Genomic DNA, 18754 nt, shown 5'->3' on the forward strand with positions numbered 1-18754 from the left:
CGGCCTATCCCTTCGGCGTGTACCAGATGGGCGAGGTGTAGGCGCGCTCTTGCGTGGTCATCGGTACGTCGTCGGTCATCTTGACGTCGAAGCGCTTGGCTTCATAGGCCGTCCAGCGCGGCGTCGGGATCTCGATCACGCGTGCGTAGTAGAAGGCCCGCTGCTCCGGATCGAAGTCCGGGTCCTCCCATACCGCGATCAGCTCGGGCTCGCCGATCGCGTTGCTCCAAGTCGCATTCTCGACGTCCACCGTATTACCGACTGGGGGCAGCTTACCATCCGGCCCGGGTTTGCGATCGTCGCTCCAGACGACGTCGTAGACCTTCTCTTCGGTCTCCCCATCCGCATTCATCCAGCCCTTGACGACCTGGATGCGATCGAGATTGCCGCTATAGGGGTCCTTTGCCGCGGCGACCAAGAAGGTCGGGGACTTGCCTTCGGGCACTTGGCTGAGGTCCCCGCCCATGGGCACGCCCTTGGCGTAGCCCGCAGCGGCGGGAAGCCGCGTCTTGGCGTCGGCGTCGTCGAAGTCCCAGCCGCCGAAGAAGCGCACCGTCATGCGCGGTCCCGTCGTTGCGTAGGTTTCTTTGCGCTTCATGGCATCGAAGATCGCCTCGCGCGTGTTGTCGGTCGCCCAGACGCCCGCATAGCCCCCGGCGGCCTGCTGCCAACCCTTGATGGTGAATTCGGGATCGGGCGCCTCGATCACCACATGCTCCCAACGGTGAGGCTCGGGCTCCACGCCGGAATGCTTGCCGAAGAAGTTCTCCTCCTCGACCGCCGCCATCGACGTATGGGCGTCCGTCGAACCGATCATCCCGAATTTGTAGGGGTTGACGCCCAACTCATCCTCAAGCTTCAGCCCCGTCTTGAGGGCTTCCCGGGCGTACTCCCATTGCAGCATGTCCTTCGTCTTCGCCTCGGTCCCGTTGAGGTTGGACTTGTCCCAGGTTTCGTAGTCCGCGAACTCGTCGTTCGGCGACAGGAACGGATGCGTCTCCCCGTCGCCCTTGATCTGCGTGACCTCGACCAAAGGCTCGAGACCGGCACGCATCGCCGCTATCTCTTTCGTCAGCGGCTTGCCGTTGAAGGTCTCGACCGTGAACATGCGCCCGTTCGACAAATTGCCATTGTGCGGGATGGCGAGCACTTCGGCACCACCATCGTTCTTGAGTGCATCGAGGTGCTTCCAGAGATCCTCGGGGTTCTTGCTGTCGTATTGCGAGAACGGAACGATCCTGTTGGCGACGTTGGCGTCGCCGCGGAAGATCACGTTGCGGTGCAGGTTATCGCCGCCGATCGCCGTCCACTCATAGCCGATGAGCGCCGTGAACCGGCCTGGTTCGTCGTACTTGTCGGCGAGCGCCGTGTAGCTTTGCCAGGCATCGCGCACCGCCTTGTCGCTCTTGATCGGCGGCTCGTCGCCCGACAGAGATCCCACGATCTCCATGGCCGTCGCAAAGACCGCGTCGTTGTCTCCACTTGTCAGTTGGCCGTACCACCGTTTTCCGATCTCGGTGGAGAGGACCTCCTGGTTGCCGCTCAGGAGCTGCGGCATGAGACCGTACATCTCCGCGTGATCGGCAATCACCAGGAAGTCGAGCGGGCGGGACAGCTTCGCCCGCAGTCCGTGGGTCGTCGTGATCTCCTCGCCGCGCGCAAAACGATAGGCATCCTCCTGCCCGATACGGTTCATCGTCCCGGCGTCGACCGAAACTGCCGTGTGCAAATGCGTATCGCCCCAATAGACCTTGGTGGGAAAGTCACGCCCGGCATAGGGAGAAAATTGCGGCGGCGCGATTTCCGCCACGCCTTCCTTGGTCGGGAGTTGTATGACCCCCTCTTCCGCTGCACCTCGTTCCGCGGCCAGCGCGGCGGAAGCCAGCAACACAACGCCGAAAGACATCGAAATCGAACGAACCGTCATCGTTTCCTCCCTTACGCGTCCACATCTCCGCACGGCCGGCCTTGCCGCTGCCGATCCCTGTTGCCGGGGACGGCGCCCTACGGGCCGCGGGCCGTCCCAATCGCGCTACGTCGGCAGCGCGGCAGCCCCGGCAGCCCCATGCCTCACCCCTTCGGCGCGTACCAGATGGGCGAGGTATAAGCCCGTTCGGTGACCGTCATCGGCGTGTCCGGATCGAACTTCGACTCCTTGAAGTAAGCCGCGTCATAAGCCGTCCAACGGGGCGTCGGAATCTCGATGACCCGCGCGAGTAGAAGGCTTTGAGGGCGGGATCGAAATCCGGGTCCTGCCATACGGCGATCAGTTCCGGCGCGCCGATCGTGTTCGTCCAGGTCGCCTTCTCGACATCGACCGTGCTGCCGATCAGCGGCACCTTGCCGTCCGCGCCGGGCTTGCGATCTCCCGACCAGACGACGTCGTAGATCTTCTCCTGCATGTCGCCGTTCGCGTCGACCCAACCCTTTACGATCTGGATTCTGTCGAGATTGCCGGAAATCGGATCCTTCAGCGCCGCGACCAGAAATGTCGGCGCATCGCTGCCTTCCGGCGCCGGCGGAAGGTCGCCGCCCATGGGCACGCCCTTGCCGTATCCAACCGTGCCCAGATCGCGGCGCTCCGCATCCTCCTTCGCGAGTCCCAACCGCCGAAGAACCGCACGAACATCCGCGTACCGGTCGTGCCGTAAACCTCCTTGCGCTTCATCGCGTCCCAGATGGACGCGCGCGTGTTTTCCGGCGCCCAGACGGCGGTGAGGCCGGAAGCGCCGAGTTGCCAATCCTTCACCGTGTTGCCATCGAAGTCGAAGGCGTTGCCGGTCGAGCGCTCAGGCGACGGCTCGCTCGCCGGGAACTTGCCGAAGAAGTTGTTCTCCTCTGCCGAGGAGATGCCCGTGTGATCGTCGGTCGAACCGATGAGTCCGAACTTGAACGGGTTGGTGCCGAACTCGGCCTCGAGCTTCAGGCCCCGCTTCAGCGCCTGGCGCGCATACTCATACTCGATCATGCCTGGTTCCTTAGGCACGCCGGCAAGGTTGTACTTGTCCCAAATCTCGAAATTGGCGAACTCGTCCGATGGCGCGAGCTCGGGTGCTGCTCGGAGGTGCCCTTGCTCTGCGTGACCTCATAGAGCGGCTCCCAGCGGGCGCGCTCTTCGGCCCACTTTGCATCGATCGGCTTGCCGTCGGGAGTCTCGGTCGCGAACATCAACCCGTTCGAGAGGTTGCCGTTGTGCGGGACCGCGAGCACCCGGCCGCCGGTCTTCTCCTCGTAGGCGGCCATCCAGTCCCAAAGCTCGTTCGGGATCTCCGTGTCGAAGGTGGTCAGGGGCCGCACCTGGTCGGCCTTGGTTTTGCCGTCGCGGTAGACGACATTCCGGTGCAGATTGTTGCCCCCGCCATAATTCGAGGTCCACTCGTAGCCAATGAGCGCCGTGAACCGGCCAGGCTCGTTATGGCTCTCCACGATCTCGGTCATGTTGTGCCACATGTCGAACTGGACGTTGGGGTCCGTCACGGCCTTCGGCAGCTTGCCTTGGCTCTGGAGCGTGATCATCTCCATCACCACGGCGCTCGCCTTCTCGCCGCCGGCGTTCATGCCGTCGTGCCATTCCTTCAACTTGGGGTCGGTCAGCAGCGAAGGGTCGCCTTCGAGAACGCCGCTCATCACGCCGAGTGCATCGGAGTGGTCCGCGACCATCATGAAGTCGTAAGGGCGCGACAGCCTCACCTTCTGCCCGGTACTGGACGTGATCTCCGCGCCCTTGGCGTATTGGAGCGCCTCGTCGGGCCCGACCCGCGTCCCGGCGGCAATCGCGTCCGGCGACCACGACGTGTGCAGATGGATCTCACCCCAAAGCGGCCGGCTTGGAAAGCTGCGGCCTGCGTAAGGCGAGTAGCCCGGCTGATTGAAGAACCTCTCGACCTCAGTGCGGTCGATGGTGCCGCCATCCGTCGTCACGCTTTGCTGAGCGGCTGCGGGAAGCGCGAGCCAGGCTGCCGCCGAGGCGATCAGAACCGTTGCGGAGCGATTGGCCATTTCCGTCTCTCCTTTAGCATGCCGCCGCGGTTGGCCTTCCGGCGCGCCCGACCGGTGAGCGGCAGGCGCGTGCGTGACCTTCGCGTGCAATCTTTGGAACCTGTGCGGGGCTGGCGGATGAACCGGGACGTAAAGCGAACGCCGCGGCATGGATCGCGAACTCGGACTGCGCCGTCATCATGCGCTTCTCCCAGCGTACCCGCCGCTCTGCGGCGGCGTGGTGTTCGAGCAAACTCTGCCCTCGAAACCTGTCTCGCTATGGTGACAGTTTACTGCACGACGGCAACCGTTGAGTTTGCTTCCGGTCACGCTCGGAGAATTTTCTTGCGGGAAGACGGGTGTTTCCTATCGAATCGGCCGCTTTCCGACGCGCAAAACCATCGACTTGCTGCGCAATCGGGACGTGGACGGATGATGCGTCGCGAGACCGACGCACGGCCGTCGCGGCGCCGGTCTATTTTGGGAACAGCAACTGCACCTGAAAACGCGCCTGCCAATCGGCGCCGCCTTCCGGGGTGATGACGTTGTCATAGGCCTGCAAAGACATATTCACGGGCTGCTTGCCGATGTTGAACACGCGCCCCACGCCGCCGCCCAGCGGCAGCGTCCACTGATCGTCGGCGGGCGCCTCCCAATTGGCGGTCATGATCGGCGCGGAGGTGAGATACCAGCCGTTCTTCAGGTTGTAGTTGACGAAGTACTGGAGCAGGAACGCGTTCACGTCCGGGTCGCTGGAGTCGCCGGCGAACGACCAGATATTGTTGACGAGCGCACCGACCACCCACTTGCCCGGCGTCCACACGATGGCAGCAGTGGGACCGGCCCCCCATTTCTCGGGACCGAGGCTCCTGTCGGTAGCGGTCGGCAACAGGAAGGTCGGGCCGGCGCCGATCATAAGCGTCGGACTGACCTGATTGACGAAGAAGAAGCTCGGATTGAAATTGCCGAGACCGAAATCGCCCTCGTCGCCGCGGTAAACGGGCGGCTGATAGACCACCGGCAGGATCCAGCGCGTGACCAGGTTCCAGTCCTCGTTCAGGGTGAAGGGGATCACCGGCTGGATGTTGAGGATGTTCTGGTCGTTGTCGAACGGTCCGACATTGAAGTTCGTGTTGTTCTGGAACGGGACCGAAATCAGATTGGCGATGGGGTTCTGAGCCTTTTGAGCGAGATCGCCCTCCTGGGCGGCGGCCGGAAAGGCCAGCACGGTCGCGCTTGTGGCAATCGCAACTGTGGCCATCGCAACTGTGGCCATCGCACTTGCGGCCATCGCGGCATATCTAAGGAACCCAACCATCGACGCCCCCATGTTCTTCGGCTTCTGCTTCTTCTTCGGCTTGTTCTTCGACTTGGTTCGTACCGTTAGGCGCCGAGTTTACCATACTTGTCGGTAGCGCAAACGCCCGCGCCACGTGCCCGGCCGGGCTGCGGGGCCGTCGCGACTGACTGAGGGAGTCCGTAGAACGCCGGAATCCAGTCATATTTTGCTCAAGAACCGATGGAAGGCTGGCTGCCTTCTGAAACCGGCGCGATGCGCTGCCCGTTCTGCTATCGTCCGATCGCACGCGGGTTCCGTCCGCGTGCCGCCCCTGAAATTTCCGATCCGCGCTCACATTCATGTCCGCCGAACTAGCATTCAATCGAAACGCCGATGTCGACTACGGCGTGGCCGCAGAGGTCGCGCCGGGCGTTCGACGCGTCGTGGCGAACAATCCCGGCCCGTATACGTTTCTCGGGACGAACACCTATATCGTCGGGACCGACGAGGTCGCGATCATCGATCCGGGCCCCGCGGACGAAGCGCATCTCGATGCCATCGCCCGCGCCACGCGCGGCCAGCGCGTCAGCCATATCTTGATCACCCACAGCCACCGCGACCACTGCGATGGCGCGTTGCCCTTGCGGCAGCGCCTCGGCGGCGAGATCGTCGCCTACGGCCCCACCGGGACGGAGCGCGGCGCCATTGCGCCCGGCCTTGGCGACGGTTTCGTGGATGCCGCGTTCACGCCCGACTTGCCCGTCTCGGACGGCGACACGATCAAGGGACGCGGCTTTGCACTGGATGTGTTGCATATGCCGGGACATGCGCCGGACCATTTGTGCTTTGCGCTCATTGGCCAGCGGACGGTCTTCACCGGCGATCATGTGATGGGGTGGAACACGACGGTCATCGCACCTCCCGAAGGCAGCATGGCCGATTTTCTCGCCTCGCTCGAGCGGCTCGCCGAGCGGCGCGACAAGGTGTTCCTCCCCGGCCATGGCGGGCGCATCGAGACGCCGCGGCGCGTGGTCCGGGCCTATATGACCCACCGCATCTGGCGGGAGCAGACCATCCTCGCCTGCATCGACGAAGGCGTCGGCACAATCCCCCGCATCGTGGCGCGGCTCTATGCCGGGCTGGACGCCGACCTGAAAGTGGCCGCGGCCCTATCGGTTCTCGCGCATCTGGAATTCCTGGCCGCGCGCAGTCTCGTCACGGCTGAGGGCGCGACGGAAGGGCTCAGCGCGTGCTACGTACGCGCCGCTTCCGGGTCCGGCGCCGCTGCTTCTTCTTGACTTCCTTCGCGGGCGCGGCGACCGGCTCTTCCTTCTCCTCGGCGGCGGTCTGTTCGAGAACGGTCTTCTCGCCCTTCTCCAGCGCCGTGTTGACCTCCTCGTAGAAGGTCCGGATGCGGTCCGCGTTGGTTCCAAAATCGTGGGTCCCGTATCGCGACGCGGAACGGATATCCACCACCGCGAACGTATCGTTGCCCTTCACGCGCACCACCACGTCGTCGGTGAACCCCATGATCATGGTGCTGTCGGTCGCTTCGATCCGACCGACCCCGCTCTCGCCCGGGGTCTCGTTGACGACCACGGTCCAGCCGAGTTGCTTCACCGCCTCATTGACGACCGTGAAGGCGGCCGCCGCCGGCCGGTCCACGACGATCGGACCGATATCGGGATAGGCTTCCGCCTGGAGCTGCGCGGTCTCCGGCGACTGTGCGCCAAGCGGATTGGCGTCAGGCGGACGCTGTTCCAGCAGCACGGTGTATTGCAGCGGATCCTCCGGCGATGTCTGCAGATCGTTCAGCACGGGCAATGTCAGCGCCTGCGACAGAAAGTAAGCCGGGATCGCCAGGCCGATCAGGCCGACGACAATCGCCGCGAAATCGTTCGCCGCGCCCGTCTGGCCGCCGAACCAAATACGGATCAGAGAGACGACCGCGATCAGGACCGCGACCGCGAGGCCCGCGATCGAAACCCCGACCAGGTTGACGGCGGCGGCGGTATTCAAGTCGAAGAACCGGTGCAGCACCGCCGTGAGAATCAGAAGCTGGAGGAAGAACACGGCGATCCAGCGCGCCCACCGGGCCTCGCGCGCTTCCTTCACCACGTAGCGCGCGGTCGCGTAGCGTTCGATGGTGTCTTCCGCGGTCACGTTATCTCGTCCTCATGCGCAGTCCCGGCGGGCGTCTCCATATCCCGCACGCCTGCTGCGATAGCACAGTTAGGCTCAAGGATTGAGGCGCGTTTTGGTCCAGGCCGCCTCCGGCGCCGGCCGGCGGAACACGATCCGGTCGTGCAGGCGGTAGTCTCCATTCTGCCAAAACTCGATCTCGACCGGACGGACCCGGTAGCCGCGCCAATAGTCTGGCCGGGTTATCTCCCGCCCGTCAAATTCATCCGTATAGCGCGCGACCGCCGCTTCCAGCGCGTCGCGGCTTTCCAGGGGCCGCGATTGTTCGGACGCCCAGGCGCCGATCCGGCTCTGAGGGTGGCGGGTCGCGAAATAGGCATCCGCCTCCGCGTCGCTCGCAGGGTCAACCGGCCCCCGCACGCGAATCTGCCGGCCAAGGCTCTTCCAGTAGAACAGGAGCGCCGCCTGTGGATTGGCGGCCAGTTCTCCACCCTTGGCGCTCCCGCAATTCGTGTAGAACACGAAGCCGCGTTCGTCCGCGCCCTTCAACAGAATCATCCGCACATTCGGAAGTCCGTCCGAATCGGCCGTGGCCAACGCCATCGCCTCGGGGTCGCACGGTTCGGTTTTTTCCGCCTCGGAAAGCCAAGCCTGAAAGAGCGCGAATGGGTCGTCTGCAGCGGTGAAATCCTGATCGTCCATCACAATTTGCCTGTCACTTCGCCCTGCGCAGGACAAAAAACTTCCCAGCGCGGTACGGGCATTTACGTTTTGCTCACCCTGATAGGCCAGGATCGTTTCCGTTGATAGAGGGCGCGGGGGGATTTCGGTATCCGCGTCAGTGTTTGGGGACGGTTTGTTATGCGTACGTTCCATTGGAACGCCCCTATCATGGGGGCGGGGGCTCTCGTGTTATGTGTATTGCTCCCCGCCCTCGTTCCTCTCAAGGCAGAGGATCGCGGGGCACATGTGGTGGTGCCGGTTTACAAGACCGTGCCGTCCACCGTCGTGACGGAGCCGGAAGGCTCCCTTTCGGGTTCCCTCGCGGAACTAAGACCACTCTCGATCGTTCAGATAGGGCAGTCGCACTCAAGGCCTTGCAAATGGCCCTGACGGAACTCGGCGACGGCGTGACCCTTGTCTGGCGGCGGCAGGCCAGCCAGCTCACAGGCCGGGTCAAGCCCGTCTCCGCCTTCCGGGACCCGCAAGGCCGCGTGTGCCGGACCGTGATCTATTCGCTGGCACGGGACGGAACGGAAAAAGAGATCGAAGGCGTCGCTTGCCGGTCGGCGGACGGCCGCTGGGCAATCGCCGGATAGAGGGTTTCATGTCCGAGAGTTACGTCACCACCGAATCCGCCTCTCCGCTTCGCAGCAAGGCGGTCGAGGCCACGCCGCAGACCGGCGCGCGCTTCACGCCGTTACGGTCGGCGATCGTTGTGCGCGCGCCTTCCCCGCGCACCGAATCCGGAGACTCCCTGTCTCCGCTCGTGCCGCTGCGGCGCCCAAAGACCTAGAGCTCACCCCCAGCCCGACAGCACCGGGCTGGCCTTGTCCGAGATGGCGAAAGCCCTTTCGGCGGGGCCAGCCCGGTGTATAAGAAGCCCTCACTTTGGTTCGAAGGAGGGCTTATGGCTGACGGTGGAAATCTCATGGCGGGCAAGCGTGGCATCGTTTTCGGTGTCGCCAATAGTCGCTCGATCGCTTGGGGCATCACCAAGGCCGTTGTCGGCCAGGGCGCCGAAATCGCCCTCACCTATCAGGGCGAGGCTCTGAAGAAACGCGTGGAGCCGCTGGCCGCGGAGGCCGGTGCCAAACTCGTCCTGCCTTGCGACGTGACCGACACCGCCTCCATGGATGCGGTGTTCGCGGCGGTCGAAAAGGAATGGGGCGGGCTCGACTTTCTCGTCCACGCGGTCGCCTTCTCGGACAAGGATCAGCTCGACGGCCGCTACGTCGACACGACCGAGGAGAACTTCGCCAAGACGATGCAGATCTCCTGCTATTCGCTCACGGCCATGGCCAAGCGCGCCGAACCCTTGATGAAGGACGGCGGCTCGATCGTGACGCTCACCTATTACGGCGCCGAGAAGGTCATGCCCCACTACAACGTGATGGGCGTCGCCAAGGCCGCGCTCGAGACGAGCGTGCAATATCTCGCCGCCGATCTCGGCAAGACCAATATCCGCGTGAACGCCATCTCGGCCGGTCCGATCAAGACGCTGGCCGCGTCGGGGATTTCCGACTTCCGCTACATTCTGAAGTGGAACGAGTACAACTCCCCGCTCCGCCGCACCGTGACTATCGAGGATGTGGGCGGGGGCGGCCTCTATCTTCTGTCCGACCTCTCCGCCGGTGTCACCGGCGAGGTCCTGCATATCGATGCGGGCTACCACGTGGTCGGCATGAAGAACGAGGACGCGCCGGACATCTCCGTGGCGAAGGACTAGGGCGCTTCAGACGTCCCGCGTTCCAACGTCTCTCAACAAAGAGATCGATATGCGCGCCCAAGGGTTCGTCGCCCCCTCCTGGACCCATCGATCCGCACAGAAACGGTTCGCTCACACCGAAACGATCAAGGTTTGCAGGCGATCCGTTCGGTGCGGTTTGCCCCGATCACCTCGATGCCTTCGGTCCCGATGATTCCGTCGAGCCGGATCGCGGCCGTGTAGGGCTTGACCGTCGGCAAGCAGATGCCGCCTTCGAGGTAACCAATCACTTCGATGCCCCAATATTCCGGCTGGCGGATATAGACGAGCGGCATCAGCGAGACTTGCATGTTCGCGCAAGGGGCCTCGCCCTCGACGACCAGCAGCTTCGCACCGTCCTGCTCCTCGATCCTCGCCTTATCGAATGGAATGCGGCGATAGGTTTCCGATTGCGGGAGTCATCGAACTGCATATGGCCCTCCTTCGATCTCGTTGCCTGGACTTCCGGATGCAACTCTAAATTGATTTTACTCAGAAGTCACAACCAAATGACATCACGGAGGGGCCGGGTGGGACGCGGGACCAGAGCCCCCACCCCCCAGCCATCTAAACTTTGCGGAAAACGGCACCTGCGACCGAGCGCGGACGCTCGCGCACGCGGCCCCCGTCATTGCCGGACCGCACGATCCACTGGCCGTCCTTCGTCTTGCCGGTGATCAGGCCCACATGATGGGGCCACACGACCACGGCGCCGACGCGCGGACCGTTGAGAGAGCGGCCGCGATTGGCCCAGTTGCGGGCGAGATTATACTCAGGGCCGCCGCCGAGCTGGGTCCGCATGTACCAGCCGCACCAGCGCCCTGGCCTCGGGCCCACGCTGTGCCGGCCTGGGGCCACGGGCTCGACGGTTTTCGAGGCTGTAGCCGTGCTCGAGGCGCCCTTGGCGAAGGGCGAGGGCATCGAGGTGGCCTCAGTGAGCGTCATCGCGCTCGAGAGAAAGACGACAGTCAATGTCAGCAGACATGCATGCACCGCACGCATCGGCGACTCCTTATTTCGTTATGTTTTGGGAGGAAGCGGCCGGCGACGACTCAAGCCGGACGGCGCGGAGACCCGCGCGAGGGCCAAGCTAAGGAAAAATAAGACGAAAACGGGCTCACCCCGTGGCTCGCGCGCGTCAATTTCGTGACCTGGCGGATGCTGCCCGATAGACGCTTCGGCGAGAAGCAGCTAGAGAAAGGCATGTCGCACAACAGTTTTGGACATCTCTTCCGCATCACCACCTGGGGCGAGAGCCACGGGCCCGCCATCGGCTGCGTGGTCGACGGCTGCCCGCCCGGCATTCCGCTCACCGAGGCGGACATCCAAACCTATCTGGACAAGCGGCGGCCGGGCCAATCGAAATACACGACCCAGCGCAAGGAGCCCGACACGGTCGAGATTCTGTCCGGCGTGTTCGAGGATGAGGACGGCGACCAGGTCACGACGGGGACGCCCATCGCGCTTCAGATCAAGAATGTCGATGCGCGCTCCAAGGACTATGGGGACATCAAGGACAAGTTCCGCCCCGGACACGCCGACTACACCTATCTGGAGAAATACGGCGTGCGCGACTGGCGCGGCTCGGGCCGGGCGTCGGCCCGGGAGACCGCGACCCGCGTGGCGGCGGGCGCGGTGGCGCGGAAGGTCGTCCCGGGGCTGCTGGTGCGCGGTGCGCTGGTTCAGGTGGGGCCGCACAAGATCGATCGCGCCAACTGGAACTGGGACGCGGTGAACGAGAACCCGTTCTTCTGCCCCGACCCGAAAGCCGCCGAGACCTGGGCCGGCTTTCTCGACGAGGTGCGCAAAGAGGGCTCATCCACGGGCGCGGTCATCGAGATCGTGGCGGACGGCGTGCCCGTCGGGCTCGGCGCGCCGCTCTATGCCAAGCTCGACCAGGACATCTGTTCGGGGCTGATGAGCATCAATGCCGTCAAGGGCGTCGAGATCGGCGCGGGGTTCGGGTCGGCCGCGCTGTCGGGCGAAGAAAACGCCGACGAGATGCGCAACGGGCCGCCCGGCTGGCCGACCTTCCTGTCCAATCACGCCGGCGGCATTCTCGGGGGCATCTCGACGGGCCAGCCCGTGGTGGCGCGCTTCGCCGTGAAGCCCACGTCGTCGATCCTCTCGCCGCGGAGCACGATCGACAAGGACGGCAACGACACGGAGGTCGTCACCAAGGGGCGTCACGATCCGTGCGTCGGCATCCGCGCCGTGCCCATCGGCGAAGCCATGGTGGCCATCGTGCTGGCCGACCACTATCTGCGTCATCGCGGCCAGACCGGCCAGGACGCGGGTCTCGACATCGATGCTGAGCTGGAATGGCTGCCGCCCGAATCGTCGTCCTGACCGGCGCCGGGCTCTCGGCCGAGAGCGGGCTCGGCACGTTCCGGGGCAAGGGCGGCCTGTGGGAGGAGTACGACCTTGAAGAGGTCGCAACCCCTGAAGGCTTCGCCCGCAATCCCACGAAAGTCCACGGCTTCTACAATATGCGGCGCGGCTGGCTGCAACAGGCGGCACCCAACGCCGCGCATTTCGCGCTTGCCCGCCTCGAGCAGGAGCATGGCGGCGAGGTTCTCACCGTGACGCAGAACATTGACGCGCTGCACGAGGCCGCGGGCTGCCGCAACCTCATCCATATGCATGGAGAACTGGCGCGCGCCCTTTGCGCGGCGTGCGGCGCAAGCCATCCCTGGACGGAAGACCTCTCGCTCGGAACCGACTGCCCGGCCTGTGGCGAGTCGGGCACCATGCGCCCGGACGTGGTGTGGTTCGGCGAGATGCCGCGTCAGATGGAGCGCATCTACGAGGCGCTTGGCGTTTGCGACCTGTTCGTCTCCATCGGCACCAGCGGCACGGTCTACCCGGCGGCCGGGTTCGTTGCCGAAGCCCATCGCGCCGGCGCACATACGGTCGAGCTCAATCTCGACCCGTCGGAAGGTGCGAGCCTGTTTGCCGAAACCCACTACGGCGCTGCGACGGATATCGTGCCCGCCTATGTGGACGCACTGCTGCAGGGCAAGGCGCGGCGCGCCTAGCGCGTCAGATGCGCCACCACTTCCACGTGGCTCGAGAACAGGAACTGATCGACGGGCGTCACGCGCGTGATCGCGTAGCCCCCGTCGACAAGGATGCGCACATCACGGGCCAGCGTTCCCGGATTGCACGACACGGCCACAAGACGGTCGACCTTCGACCTCGCAAGCTGCTCGGCTTGCGCGGCAGCGCCCGCACGCGGCGGATCGAACACAACCGCATCGAACGGCTTCAATTCCTGCCAGCCCAGCGGATCGCGAAACAGATCGCGGCGGTGCGTACGCATGGGCTTCAGCCTGGTCGCATGCCGGGCGGCGTCCTCGAGCGCCGTAAGCGCGTCCGCATCGGTCTCATAAGCATCGACGGTCGCACGCTCGGCGAGTGCGAAGGAAAACGTGCCCAGCCCGCAAAAGAGATCGGCCACGCGTTTGGCTTTGCCCACGCCCTCCCGGACGAGCCTCACCATCTCCGCTTCCGCAGCGGGGGCGGCTTGGAGGAACGCCCCTGGCGGAAACCGCACTTGCGCCCTGCCGAAGCGCAGCGTGGGCGGGGCGAGAGTCACGCTGTCATCGCCCGCAGTGAGACGCGCGATGCCTTGTGCACCGGCGGCGGCAGCGAGCTTTGCCAGCGCCGTCTCCGGTGGGCGCGCGCCCTCCATCACCACGTCGAGCCCGGTCTCGGTTTCGGTGACGGCCACCCGCGCCTCGCGCCGTCCGCTCAGCAATGGCGTCAGCAGCTCTTTGAGCGCCGGGAGGCTGGCGGCAATCGCAGGAGACAAGATCGGGCACTCTTCGATGCCGATCAGCTCGTGGGAGCGGGCACGGCGATAGCCGAACACCGCCTCCTTGCCGCGCCGTTCCAGGCTGAAGGTCGCGCGTCTTCGATTGGCGAGCGGCACCGGGCGCACCGGTTCGACCGGCACGTCCGAGCCGCGCGCGGCCAGGGCCTGGCCCACGAGATCCCGCTTCCAGGCCAGATAGCTCGGCACCTTCAAATGCTGCAGCGAACAGCCGCCGCACGCACCGAAATGCCGGCAAACGGGCGCGACACGCTCGGGGCTCGGATCGAAGATCGCGACGCAGTTGGCATGCTTTCCGTCCCGATCCAGTTCGGCCCGGACCCGCTCGCCGGGCAGTGTGAACGGCACGAAGAGCGAACCGTCCGGGGTTTCCGCAACGCCATCTCCTTGGGCGCCGAGCCGGTCGATGGTCAGTTCAACGCTCACGCCGGGCTCCGATCAGATATTCCACATTGCCGCTGCCGCCGGTGATGGGGGACTCGATCACGCCAAGCACGTGCCAGCCTTCGGCCCCCAGAAAATCCCGTATACGGAGAATCGCGCGCTGGCGGTCCGCCTCCTCACGGACCAGGCCGCCCTTCCCGACCGCCTCGCGGCCCGCCTCGAATTGCGGCTTCACCAGCGCCGCGAGCCACGCGCCGGGCGCCGCGCGGCGAAGGGCGACGGGCAGCGCCTGGGTCAGGCTGATAAAGCTGACATCTGCGGCGATGGCCGCAACCCTCTCTGGCACCAGGGTCTCGTCGATACGCCGTGCGTCGGTCGCTTCCAGGGACACCACGCGCGCGCGGTTGCGCAGGCGCGCGTGGAGCTGATCGCGGCCCACATCGACCGCATAGACCTTGGCCGCACCCCTGTTGAGCAACACCTCCGTGAAGCCGCCGGTCGAAGCCCCCACGTCGAGCGCCACGCGCCCCTCCGGCGACAGCCCGAACGCATCCAGCGCCGCGATGAGCTTCAGCGCCCCCCGGGACACGTGGGCATCCGTTCCCGGCGCCAGCGCCAGCGTCACGTCGTCCGCGACGGTCGCGCCGGGCTTGGTCGCGGGCACGCCCGCCACCAGCACGCACCCCCGCCGGACCAGGTCAGCGGCTTGCGCCCGCGAGGGTGCCAGTCCCTCTTCCACCAACCGCTGATCGATCCGCATTTTTCTGTAGCTGGCCAATTTGCATTCTCATATGCTCTGCGTCGCGACGAGAGTCCTCGCGCGCGGCCCGACCTGCGAAACGGCGGCCGCATCGCATATTGCCCGCGCTGCTATAGGTTTGGGGCGCGGATGCTTCGTGAGGCAAGACCTGTTTGGGCCAAGATTCTCTCAGCCGAGACGACACGGCTTACCTAACCGAAAAATGTGAAGTTCGAAATCGGGACGTGACCGGCGGGTATGGCGTCTTTGCCAAATCCGTGATCGAGCCGGGCGAACTCATCGGCCTTTGGGGCGGCCGCATCGTCGGCCGCGACGCGCTCGGTAGCTTGCCCGACGAGATCCGGCACCACACCGTGCAGGTCGAGGAAGAGCTGTTCCTGGCCTCCACACGGCCAGACGAGGCGCCGGACTATATCAACCATTCCTGCGCGCCCAATGCGGGCCTCAACGGGCAGATCGCCATCGTCGCCATGCGTTGCATCCTTCCCGGCGAAGAAGTGACGATCGACTACGCGATGTGCGACGGCTCGGCCTACGACGAGTTCGAGTGCACGTGCGGGGCCGCCATTTGCCGCGGCAAGGTCACCGGCCACGACTGGCGCGATCCCGCGCTGTGGAAGCGCTATGCCGGCTACTTCTCGCCCTACATCCAGCGGCGCATCGACGCGCTCAAGCGCGAGCGCGCGCCGCGCAGCCCAAAGCGGAAGCAGACCGTTGTCGCGACCGCGACCGAGAACGGCACCACCCGGCGCCAGGCACGCGGCAAGGCCCCGGTTCGCCCCGCTGAGTCTCCTGCCCTCTCCCGCCGAGATCCCAGCTCCTAGGACGACGCGCCATGCTGCTCATCAATACCTATGTCGGTCCCAGTTCGATCGAAGGGCTCGGCGTGTTCGCAGATGAATCGGTGCCACAGGGCGCTCTGATCTGGCAGTACAATCCGAAGTTCGATGTTCTTGTCGAAGACACCGAGCTCGGTGCGCTGCCACCCAACATGCAGACCTACATCGCCCGCTACAGCTATCCGCACCTCGAGATGCCGGGCTACAGGGTCATCGACGTCGACAACGGCAAGTACATGAATCACAGCCTCACACCGAACACGGATTTCCGCTTGTTCGACCGCGGCTATGCGTTGGTGGACATTGCACGGGGCGACGAACTCACCTGCAACTATCACGAGTTCGACCCGGGCTTCGCGGGATTCATGCCGGCGCCCACCGCCGATTTGGACTCGCGGCATCCCCCGTCGCTGCCGTGAGCCGTCGGGCGCTCTCGCGGGGCGGGAGGGGCTGCTCCGGGCCCGGAGTCGGGCGCCGAACGGCAAGGAAAGGGCCGTGCCGACAGTGTGTGCTTTGTTCCGGCCGATCGGCTAGACTGGCTTAGACTCACCTCGCAATAACACCTCACCATCCATGACAATGCGCCCTTTGCCGGTATTCCTCCTCGCGGCGGCCCTCTTTGCCGGGGCCGGATCTTCGATTGCCCACGCGGCCGACATTTGGCGCGTCAAGACGAGCGGCAGCTTCGTCACGCTGCGCTACGGACCCGTCGATGAGCAGGCGAGGCCGGTCTTTTTGCTGTCCTGCCTGAACGGCGTCGGCATCGCCGTCCTGTCTGTGCATATGGACTTCCCTGAGCGGGAGGCTGGCGAAGCCATCACCGTCTCTTTCACCGCGGGCGACAAAACGGCACCTGTGGCCGGCGAGACGGCTGCGGAGGACGGCACGGGGATCATCTACATGGAGGCCGGCGATATCGCCGTGAAGCCCATCCTGAAAGTCCTCGAGCAGAAGGGCACGGTCACGATGAAAGCGGGCGCGATCGCCTTCGACCTCCCGGAACAAGGCCGCGCCGAAACGGTGGCGGAATTCGCCAAGGACTGCTCGTTGGACTGAGCCTTGGAGGCTAAGCGAGCCGGGCGGCGCCCGTCTTGCCGTTCTTGCCGAGCTCGCTCTTGCCCAGGTCGTTCTTGCCCAGTTCGTTCTTGCCCAGGTCGTTCTTGCCCAGCGCCGTGAAGACCGCCTTCACGATCCCATCCGCATCGAGCCCCGCGGCCGCATACATCGCGTCGGGCTTGCCCTGATCGATGTAGCGATCGGGCAGGACCAAGGTCCGGACTTTGAGGGCGCCATCGATCAGCCCGTCCGCAGCCAGCTGGTGCAGAACGTGGCCACCGAAGCCGCCCGTGGAGCCTTCTTCGACGGTGAGAAGCACCTCGTGGTTCTTGGCAAGGTCGCGGATGAGATCGACATCCAACGGCTTGGCAAAACGCGCATCGGCCACAGTTGTCGGGAGCCCGAAACCGGACAACTCGTCCGCGGCCGCAAGGCACTCGCCGAGCCGCGCGCCGAAACACAGGAGCGCGACAGCCGAGCCTTCCCGCACGATGCGGCCCTTGCCGATCTCGAGCGGCGTGCCGCGGGCGGGCAGGTCCACGCCCATGCCATTGCCGCGCGGATAGCGGAAAGCGGTGGGGCGATCGTCGACCGCCGCCGCCGTCGCGGTCATATGCATGAGCTCGGCTTCGTCCGCAGCCGCCATGACGATCATGTTGGGCAGGCAGGTCAGAAAGGCCGTGTCGAACGAGCCCGCGTGTGTAGGACCGTCGGCCCCGACAAGGCCGGCACGGTCGATGGCGAACCGCACGGGAAGCTTCTGCACCGAGACGTCGTGAACCACCTGGTCGTAGGCGCGCTGCAGGAAGGTCGAATAGATCGCGGCGAAGGGCTTATAGCCTTCCGATGCGAGCCCCGCGGCGAAGGTGACCGCATGCTGTTCGGCGATGCCGACATCGAAGCAGCGGTCGGGAAAAGCCTCGCCGAACTTATCGAGGCCCGTTCCGGACGGCATCGCCGCCGTGATGGCCACGATCTTGTCGTCCGACTTGGCTTCCTCGATCAGCGCGTTGGCGAACACCTTCGTGTAGCTGGGCGGCCCGCCCGGCGCCGCCTTTTCCTGCGTGCCGGTCACGACATTGAAGCGGCTCACGCCGTGATACTTGTCGGCGGACTCTTCGGCCGGGGCGTAGCCCTTGCCCTTCTGGGTGACCACATGGACCAGGATCGGCCCGTTCTGCATCTTCTTCACATTGCGCAGCACGGGCAGGAGATGGTCGAGATTGTGCCCGTCGATGGGCCCCACGTAGTAGAACCCGAGTTCCTCGAACAGCGTTCCGCCGGTCCAGAAGCCGCGGCCGAACTCCTCCACGCGGGCGGCCTGGCGCTGCCAGCGTCCCGGCAGCAGCTTGTGCGCGGCCTGCTTCATCCAGCGGCGGAAGCGGCGATAGGCCCCACCGGAGATCAGCCGCGCCAGATGTGCGCTCATGGCCCCCACGGGAGGCGCGATCGACATGTCGTTGTCGTTGAGGACGACGATGAGCCGCGAATCCATCGCGCCCGCATTGTTCATGGCCTCATAGGCCATACCGGCGCTCATGGCGCCGTCGCCGATCACGGCAATCACGTTGTTGGCGCCGCCGGACAGATCCCGCGCCACGGCCATGCCGAGCCCCGCCGAAATCGAGGTGGAGGAATGGCCCGCGCCGAACGGGTCGTATTCGCTCTCCGCCCGCTTGCAGAAGCCGGACAGGCCCCCGGGCGCGCGCAAGGTGCGGATACGGTCGCGCCGGCCCGTGATGATCTTATGGGGGTAGCATTGGTGGCCCACGTCCCAGATCAGCCGGTCGTCGGGCGTATCGAACACGTGATGCAGCGCGACCGTGAGTTCGACCACGCCGAGCCCGGCCCCCAGATGACCACCGGTCACCGAGACGGCACTGATGGTCTCTTGGCGCAGTTCGTCGGCGAGGCGCTTCAACTCGCTATCCGTGAGCTGACGCAAGTCCTTCGGCGTCTGAATCTGGTCCAGCAATGGCGTGGCGTTTTCGGCGCTCATTCTCTTTCCTGTGGG

General features: G+C 65.1%; 18 protein-coding genes and 1 pseudogene. 9 read left to right on the forward strand and 10 right to left on the reverse strand.

All coding sequences use genetic code 11. The annotated features are described in order from the left end of the window. Nucleotides 1-4 precede the first annotated feature (4 nt). From AUC68_RS02935 to AUC68_RS02945, 3 genes and pseudogenes are all read right to left on the reverse strand, one after another. Complete coding sequence (locus AUC68_RS02935; protein WP_069436277.1) at nucleotides 5-1927, reverse strand: DUF3604 domain-containing protein; 1923 nt, start codon at nucleotides 1925-1927, stop codon at nucleotides 5-7. 143 nt (nucleotides 1928-2070) lie between these two features. After that, nucleotides 2071-4149: pseudogene (locus tag AUC68_RS18540) on the reverse strand (DUF3604 domain-containing protein). A gap of 304 nt (nucleotides 4150-4453) precedes the next feature. Then, on the reverse strand, nucleotides 4454-5239 hold the full coding sequence (locus AUC68_RS02945) for a hypothetical protein (RefSeq protein WP_069436278.1): 786 nt from the start codon (nucleotides 5237-5239) through the stop codon (nucleotides 4454-4456). 377 nt (nucleotides 5240-5616) lie between these two features. Here AUC68_RS02945 and AUC68_RS02950 point away from each other — a divergent pair, with 377 nt between their 5' ends. Beyond that, nucleotides 5617-6555: an MBL fold metallo-hydrolase gene (locus AUC68_RS02950; protein WP_069436279.1), complete on the forward strand. Its 939-nt coding sequence runs from the start codon at nucleotides 5617-5619 to the stop codon at nucleotides 6553-6555. Here AUC68_RS02950 and AUC68_RS02955 read toward each other — a convergent pair. Both AUC68_RS02955 and pdxH read right to left on the reverse strand, forming a co-directional pair. Then, nucleotides 6500-7420 carry a DUF1499 domain-containing protein gene (locus AUC68_RS02955; protein WP_069436280.1) on the reverse strand — a complete coding sequence of 307 codons (921 nt, stop codon included), beginning with the start codon at nucleotides 7418-7420 and terminating at the stop codon, nucleotides 6500-6502. The genes AUC68_RS02950 and AUC68_RS02955 overlap by 56 nt on opposite strands. Before the next feature lie 75 nt (nucleotides 7421-7495). Next, nucleotides 7496-8101: a pyridoxamine 5'-phosphate oxidase gene (gene pdxH / locus AUC68_RS02960; protein ID WP_069436281.1), complete on the reverse strand. Its 606-nt coding sequence runs from the start codon at nucleotides 8099-8101 to the stop codon at nucleotides 7496-7498. Nucleotides 8102-8502: 401 nt separating this feature from the next. Here pdxH and AUC68_RS18860 point away from each other — a divergent pair, with 401 nt between their 5' ends. The 3 genes from AUC68_RS18860 to fabI all read left to right on the forward strand — a co-directional run bounded on the left by AUC68_RS18860 (nucleotide 8503) and on the right by fabI (nucleotide 9848). Further along, a complete protein-coding gene (locus AUC68_RS18860; protein WP_069436282.1) occupies nucleotides 8503-8718 on the forward strand; it encodes an RT0821/Lpp0805 family surface protein in 216 nt (71 codons plus the stop codon). An 8-nt stretch (nucleotides 8719-8726) separates the two neighbouring features. After that, on the forward strand, nucleotides 8727-8915 hold the full coding sequence (locus AUC68_RS02970; protein ID WP_069436283.1) for a hypothetical protein: 189 nt from the start codon (nucleotides 8727-8729) through the stop codon (nucleotides 8913-8915). Nucleotides 8916-9029: 114 nt separating this feature from the next. Beyond that, the gene (fabI, locus tag AUC68_RS02975) at nucleotides 9030-9848 is read left to right on the forward strand and encodes an enoyl-ACP reductase FabI (RefSeq protein ID WP_069436284.1); all 819 of its coding nucleotides are present in this window, start codon (nucleotides 9030-9032) and stop codon (nucleotides 9846-9848) included. 125 nt (nucleotides 9849-9973) lie between these two features. Here fabI and AUC68_RS02980 read toward each other — a convergent pair whose 3' ends face one another. Continuing rightward, the gene (locus AUC68_RS02980) at nucleotides 9974-10177 is read right to left on the reverse strand and encodes a hypothetical protein (protein ID WP_204376953.1); all 204 of its coding nucleotides are present in this window, start codon (nucleotides 10175-10177) and stop codon (nucleotides 9974-9976) included. Between the two features lie 256 nt (nucleotides 10178-10433). Next, nucleotides 10434-10868, reverse strand: a complete 435-nt coding sequence (locus AUC68_RS17435) for a C40 family peptidase (RefSeq protein ID WP_244500366.1) — start codon at nucleotides 10866-10868, stop codon at nucleotides 10434-10436. Between the two features lie 201 nt (nucleotides 10869-11069). Between AUC68_RS17435 and aroC the strand changes: the two genes are divergently transcribed. Together aroC and AUC68_RS02995 are read left to right on the forward strand one after the other, a co-directional pair. Continuing rightward, nucleotides 11070-12215, forward strand: coding sequence for a chorismate synthase (gene aroC, locus AUC68_RS02990; protein WP_069436397.1), 1146 nt, complete (start codon nucleotides 11070-11072; stop codon nucleotides 12213-12215). Continuing rightward, the gene (locus AUC68_RS02995) at nucleotides 12188-12904 is read left to right on the forward strand and encodes an NAD-dependent deacylase (protein WP_069436286.1); all 717 of its coding nucleotides are present in this window, start codon (nucleotides 12188-12190) and stop codon (nucleotides 12902-12904) included. The genes aroC and AUC68_RS02995 overlap by 28 nt, the downstream gene beginning before the upstream one ends. Here AUC68_RS02995 and AUC68_RS03000 read toward each other — a convergent pair. Continuing rightward, nucleotides 12901-14127, reverse strand: coding sequence for a class I SAM-dependent RNA methyltransferase (locus AUC68_RS03000; RefSeq protein WP_069436287.1), 1227 nt, complete (start codon nucleotides 14125-14127; stop codon nucleotides 12901-12903). The genes AUC68_RS02995 and AUC68_RS03000 overlap by 4 nt on opposite strands. Beyond that, a complete protein-coding gene (locus AUC68_RS03005) occupies nucleotides 14117-14845 on the reverse strand; it encodes a TlyA family RNA methyltransferase (RefSeq protein ID WP_069436288.1) in 729 nt (242 codons plus the stop codon). The genes AUC68_RS03000 and AUC68_RS03005 overlap by 11 nt, the downstream gene beginning before the upstream one ends. A 224-nt stretch (nucleotides 14846-15069) precedes the next feature. Here AUC68_RS03005 and AUC68_RS03010 point away from each other — a divergent pair, with 224 nt between their 5' ends. From AUC68_RS03010 to AUC68_RS03020, 3 genes are all read left to right on the forward strand, one after another. Then, a complete protein-coding gene (locus AUC68_RS03010; protein WP_069436289.1) occupies nucleotides 15070-15669 on the forward strand; it encodes an SET domain-containing protein in 600 nt (199 codons plus the stop codon). An 11-nt stretch (nucleotides 15670-15680) separates the two neighbouring features. Next, nucleotides 15681-16103 carry an SET domain-containing protein gene (locus AUC68_RS03015; RefSeq protein ID WP_069436290.1) on the forward strand — a complete coding sequence of 141 codons (423 nt, stop codon included), beginning with the start codon at nucleotides 15681-15683 and terminating at the stop codon, nucleotides 16101-16103. A gap of 154 nt (nucleotides 16104-16257) precedes the next feature. After that, complete coding sequence (locus tag AUC68_RS03020) at nucleotides 16258-16740, forward strand: hypothetical protein (RefSeq protein ID WP_141701060.1); 483 nt, start codon at nucleotides 16258-16260, stop codon at nucleotides 16738-16740. Nucleotides 16741-16750: 10 nt separating this feature from the next. On the opposite strand, the gene dxs is transcribed toward AUC68_RS03020, so the two are convergent. After that, nucleotides 16751-18739, reverse strand: a complete 1989-nt coding sequence (gene dxs / locus AUC68_RS03025) for a 1-deoxy-D-xylulose-5-phosphate synthase (RefSeq protein WP_083240350.1) — start codon at nucleotides 18737-18739, stop codon at nucleotides 16751-16753. Nucleotides 18740-18754 lie beyond the last annotated feature (15 nt).

It is taken from the genome of Methyloceanibacter methanicus, assembly GCF_001723285.1.
GTDB lineage: Bacteria > Pseudomonadota > Alphaproteobacteria > Rhizobiales > Methyloligellaceae > Methyloceanibacter > Methyloceanibacter methanicus.

What these genes read in the sequence shown, in the direction of transcription:
- AUC68_RS02970 (WP_069436283.1), top strand. Translation starts at nt 8,727, where the DNA reads ATGTCCGAGAGTTACGTCACCACCGAATCCGCCTCTCCGCTTCGCAGC.
- AUC68_RS02995 (WP_069436286.1), top strand. Translation starts at nt 12,188, where the DNA reads ATGGCTGCCGCCCGAATCGTCGTCCTGACCGGCGCCGGGCTCTCGGCC.
- AUC68_RS03015 (WP_069436290.1), top strand. Translation starts at nt 15,681, where the DNA reads ATGCTGCTCATCAATACCTATGTCGGTCCCAGTTCGATCGAAGGGCTC.
- AUC68_RS02945 (WP_069436278.1), bottom strand. Translation starts at nt 5,239, where the DNA reads ATGGCCACAGTTGCGATTGCCACAAGCGCGACCGTGCTGGCCTTTCCG.
- aroC (WP_069436397.1), top strand. Translation starts at nt 11,070, where the DNA reads ATGTCGCACAACAGTTTTGGACATCTCTTCCGCATCACCACCTGGGGC.
- fabI (WP_069436284.1), top strand. Translation starts at nt 9,030, where the DNA reads ATGGCTGACGGTGGAAATCTCATGGCGGGCAAGCGTGGCATCGTTTTC.
- AUC68_RS03020 (WP_141701060.1), top strand. Translation starts at nt 16,258, where the DNA reads ATGACAATGCGCCCTTTGCCGGTATTCCTCCTCGCGGCGGCCCTCTTT.
- AUC68_RS02980 (WP_204376953.1), bottom strand. Translation starts at nt 10,177, where the DNA reads ATGCAAGTCTCGCTGATGCCGCTCGTCTATATCCGCCAGCCGGAATAT.
- AUC68_RS03005 (WP_069436288.1), bottom strand. Translation starts at nt 14,845, where the DNA reads ATGCGGATCGATCAGCGGTTGGTGGAAGAGGGACTGGCACCCTCGCGG.
- pdxH (WP_069436281.1), bottom strand. Translation starts at nt 8,101, where the DNA reads ATGGACGATCAGGATTTCACCGCTGCAGACGACCCATTCGCGCTCTTT.
- AUC68_RS18860 (WP_069436282.1), top strand. Translation starts at nt 8,503, where the DNA reads ATGGCCCTGACGGAACTCGGCGACGGCGTGACCCTTGTCTGGCGGCGG.
- dxs (WP_083240350.1), bottom strand. Translation starts at nt 18,739, where the DNA reads ATGAGCGCCGAAAACGCCACGCCATTGCTGGACCAGATTCAGACGCCG.
- AUC68_RS02950 (WP_069436279.1), top strand. Translation starts at nt 5,617, where the DNA reads ATGTCCGCCGAACTAGCATTCAATCGAAACGCCGATGTCGACTACGGC.
- AUC68_RS02935 (WP_069436277.1), bottom strand. Translation starts at nt 1,927, where the DNA reads ATGACGGTTCGTTCGATTTCGATGTCTTTCGGCGTTGTGTTGCTGGCT.
- AUC68_RS17435 (WP_244500366.1), bottom strand. Translation starts at nt 10,868, where the DNA reads ATGCGTGCGGTGCATGCATGTCTGCTGACATTGACTGTCGTCTTTCTC.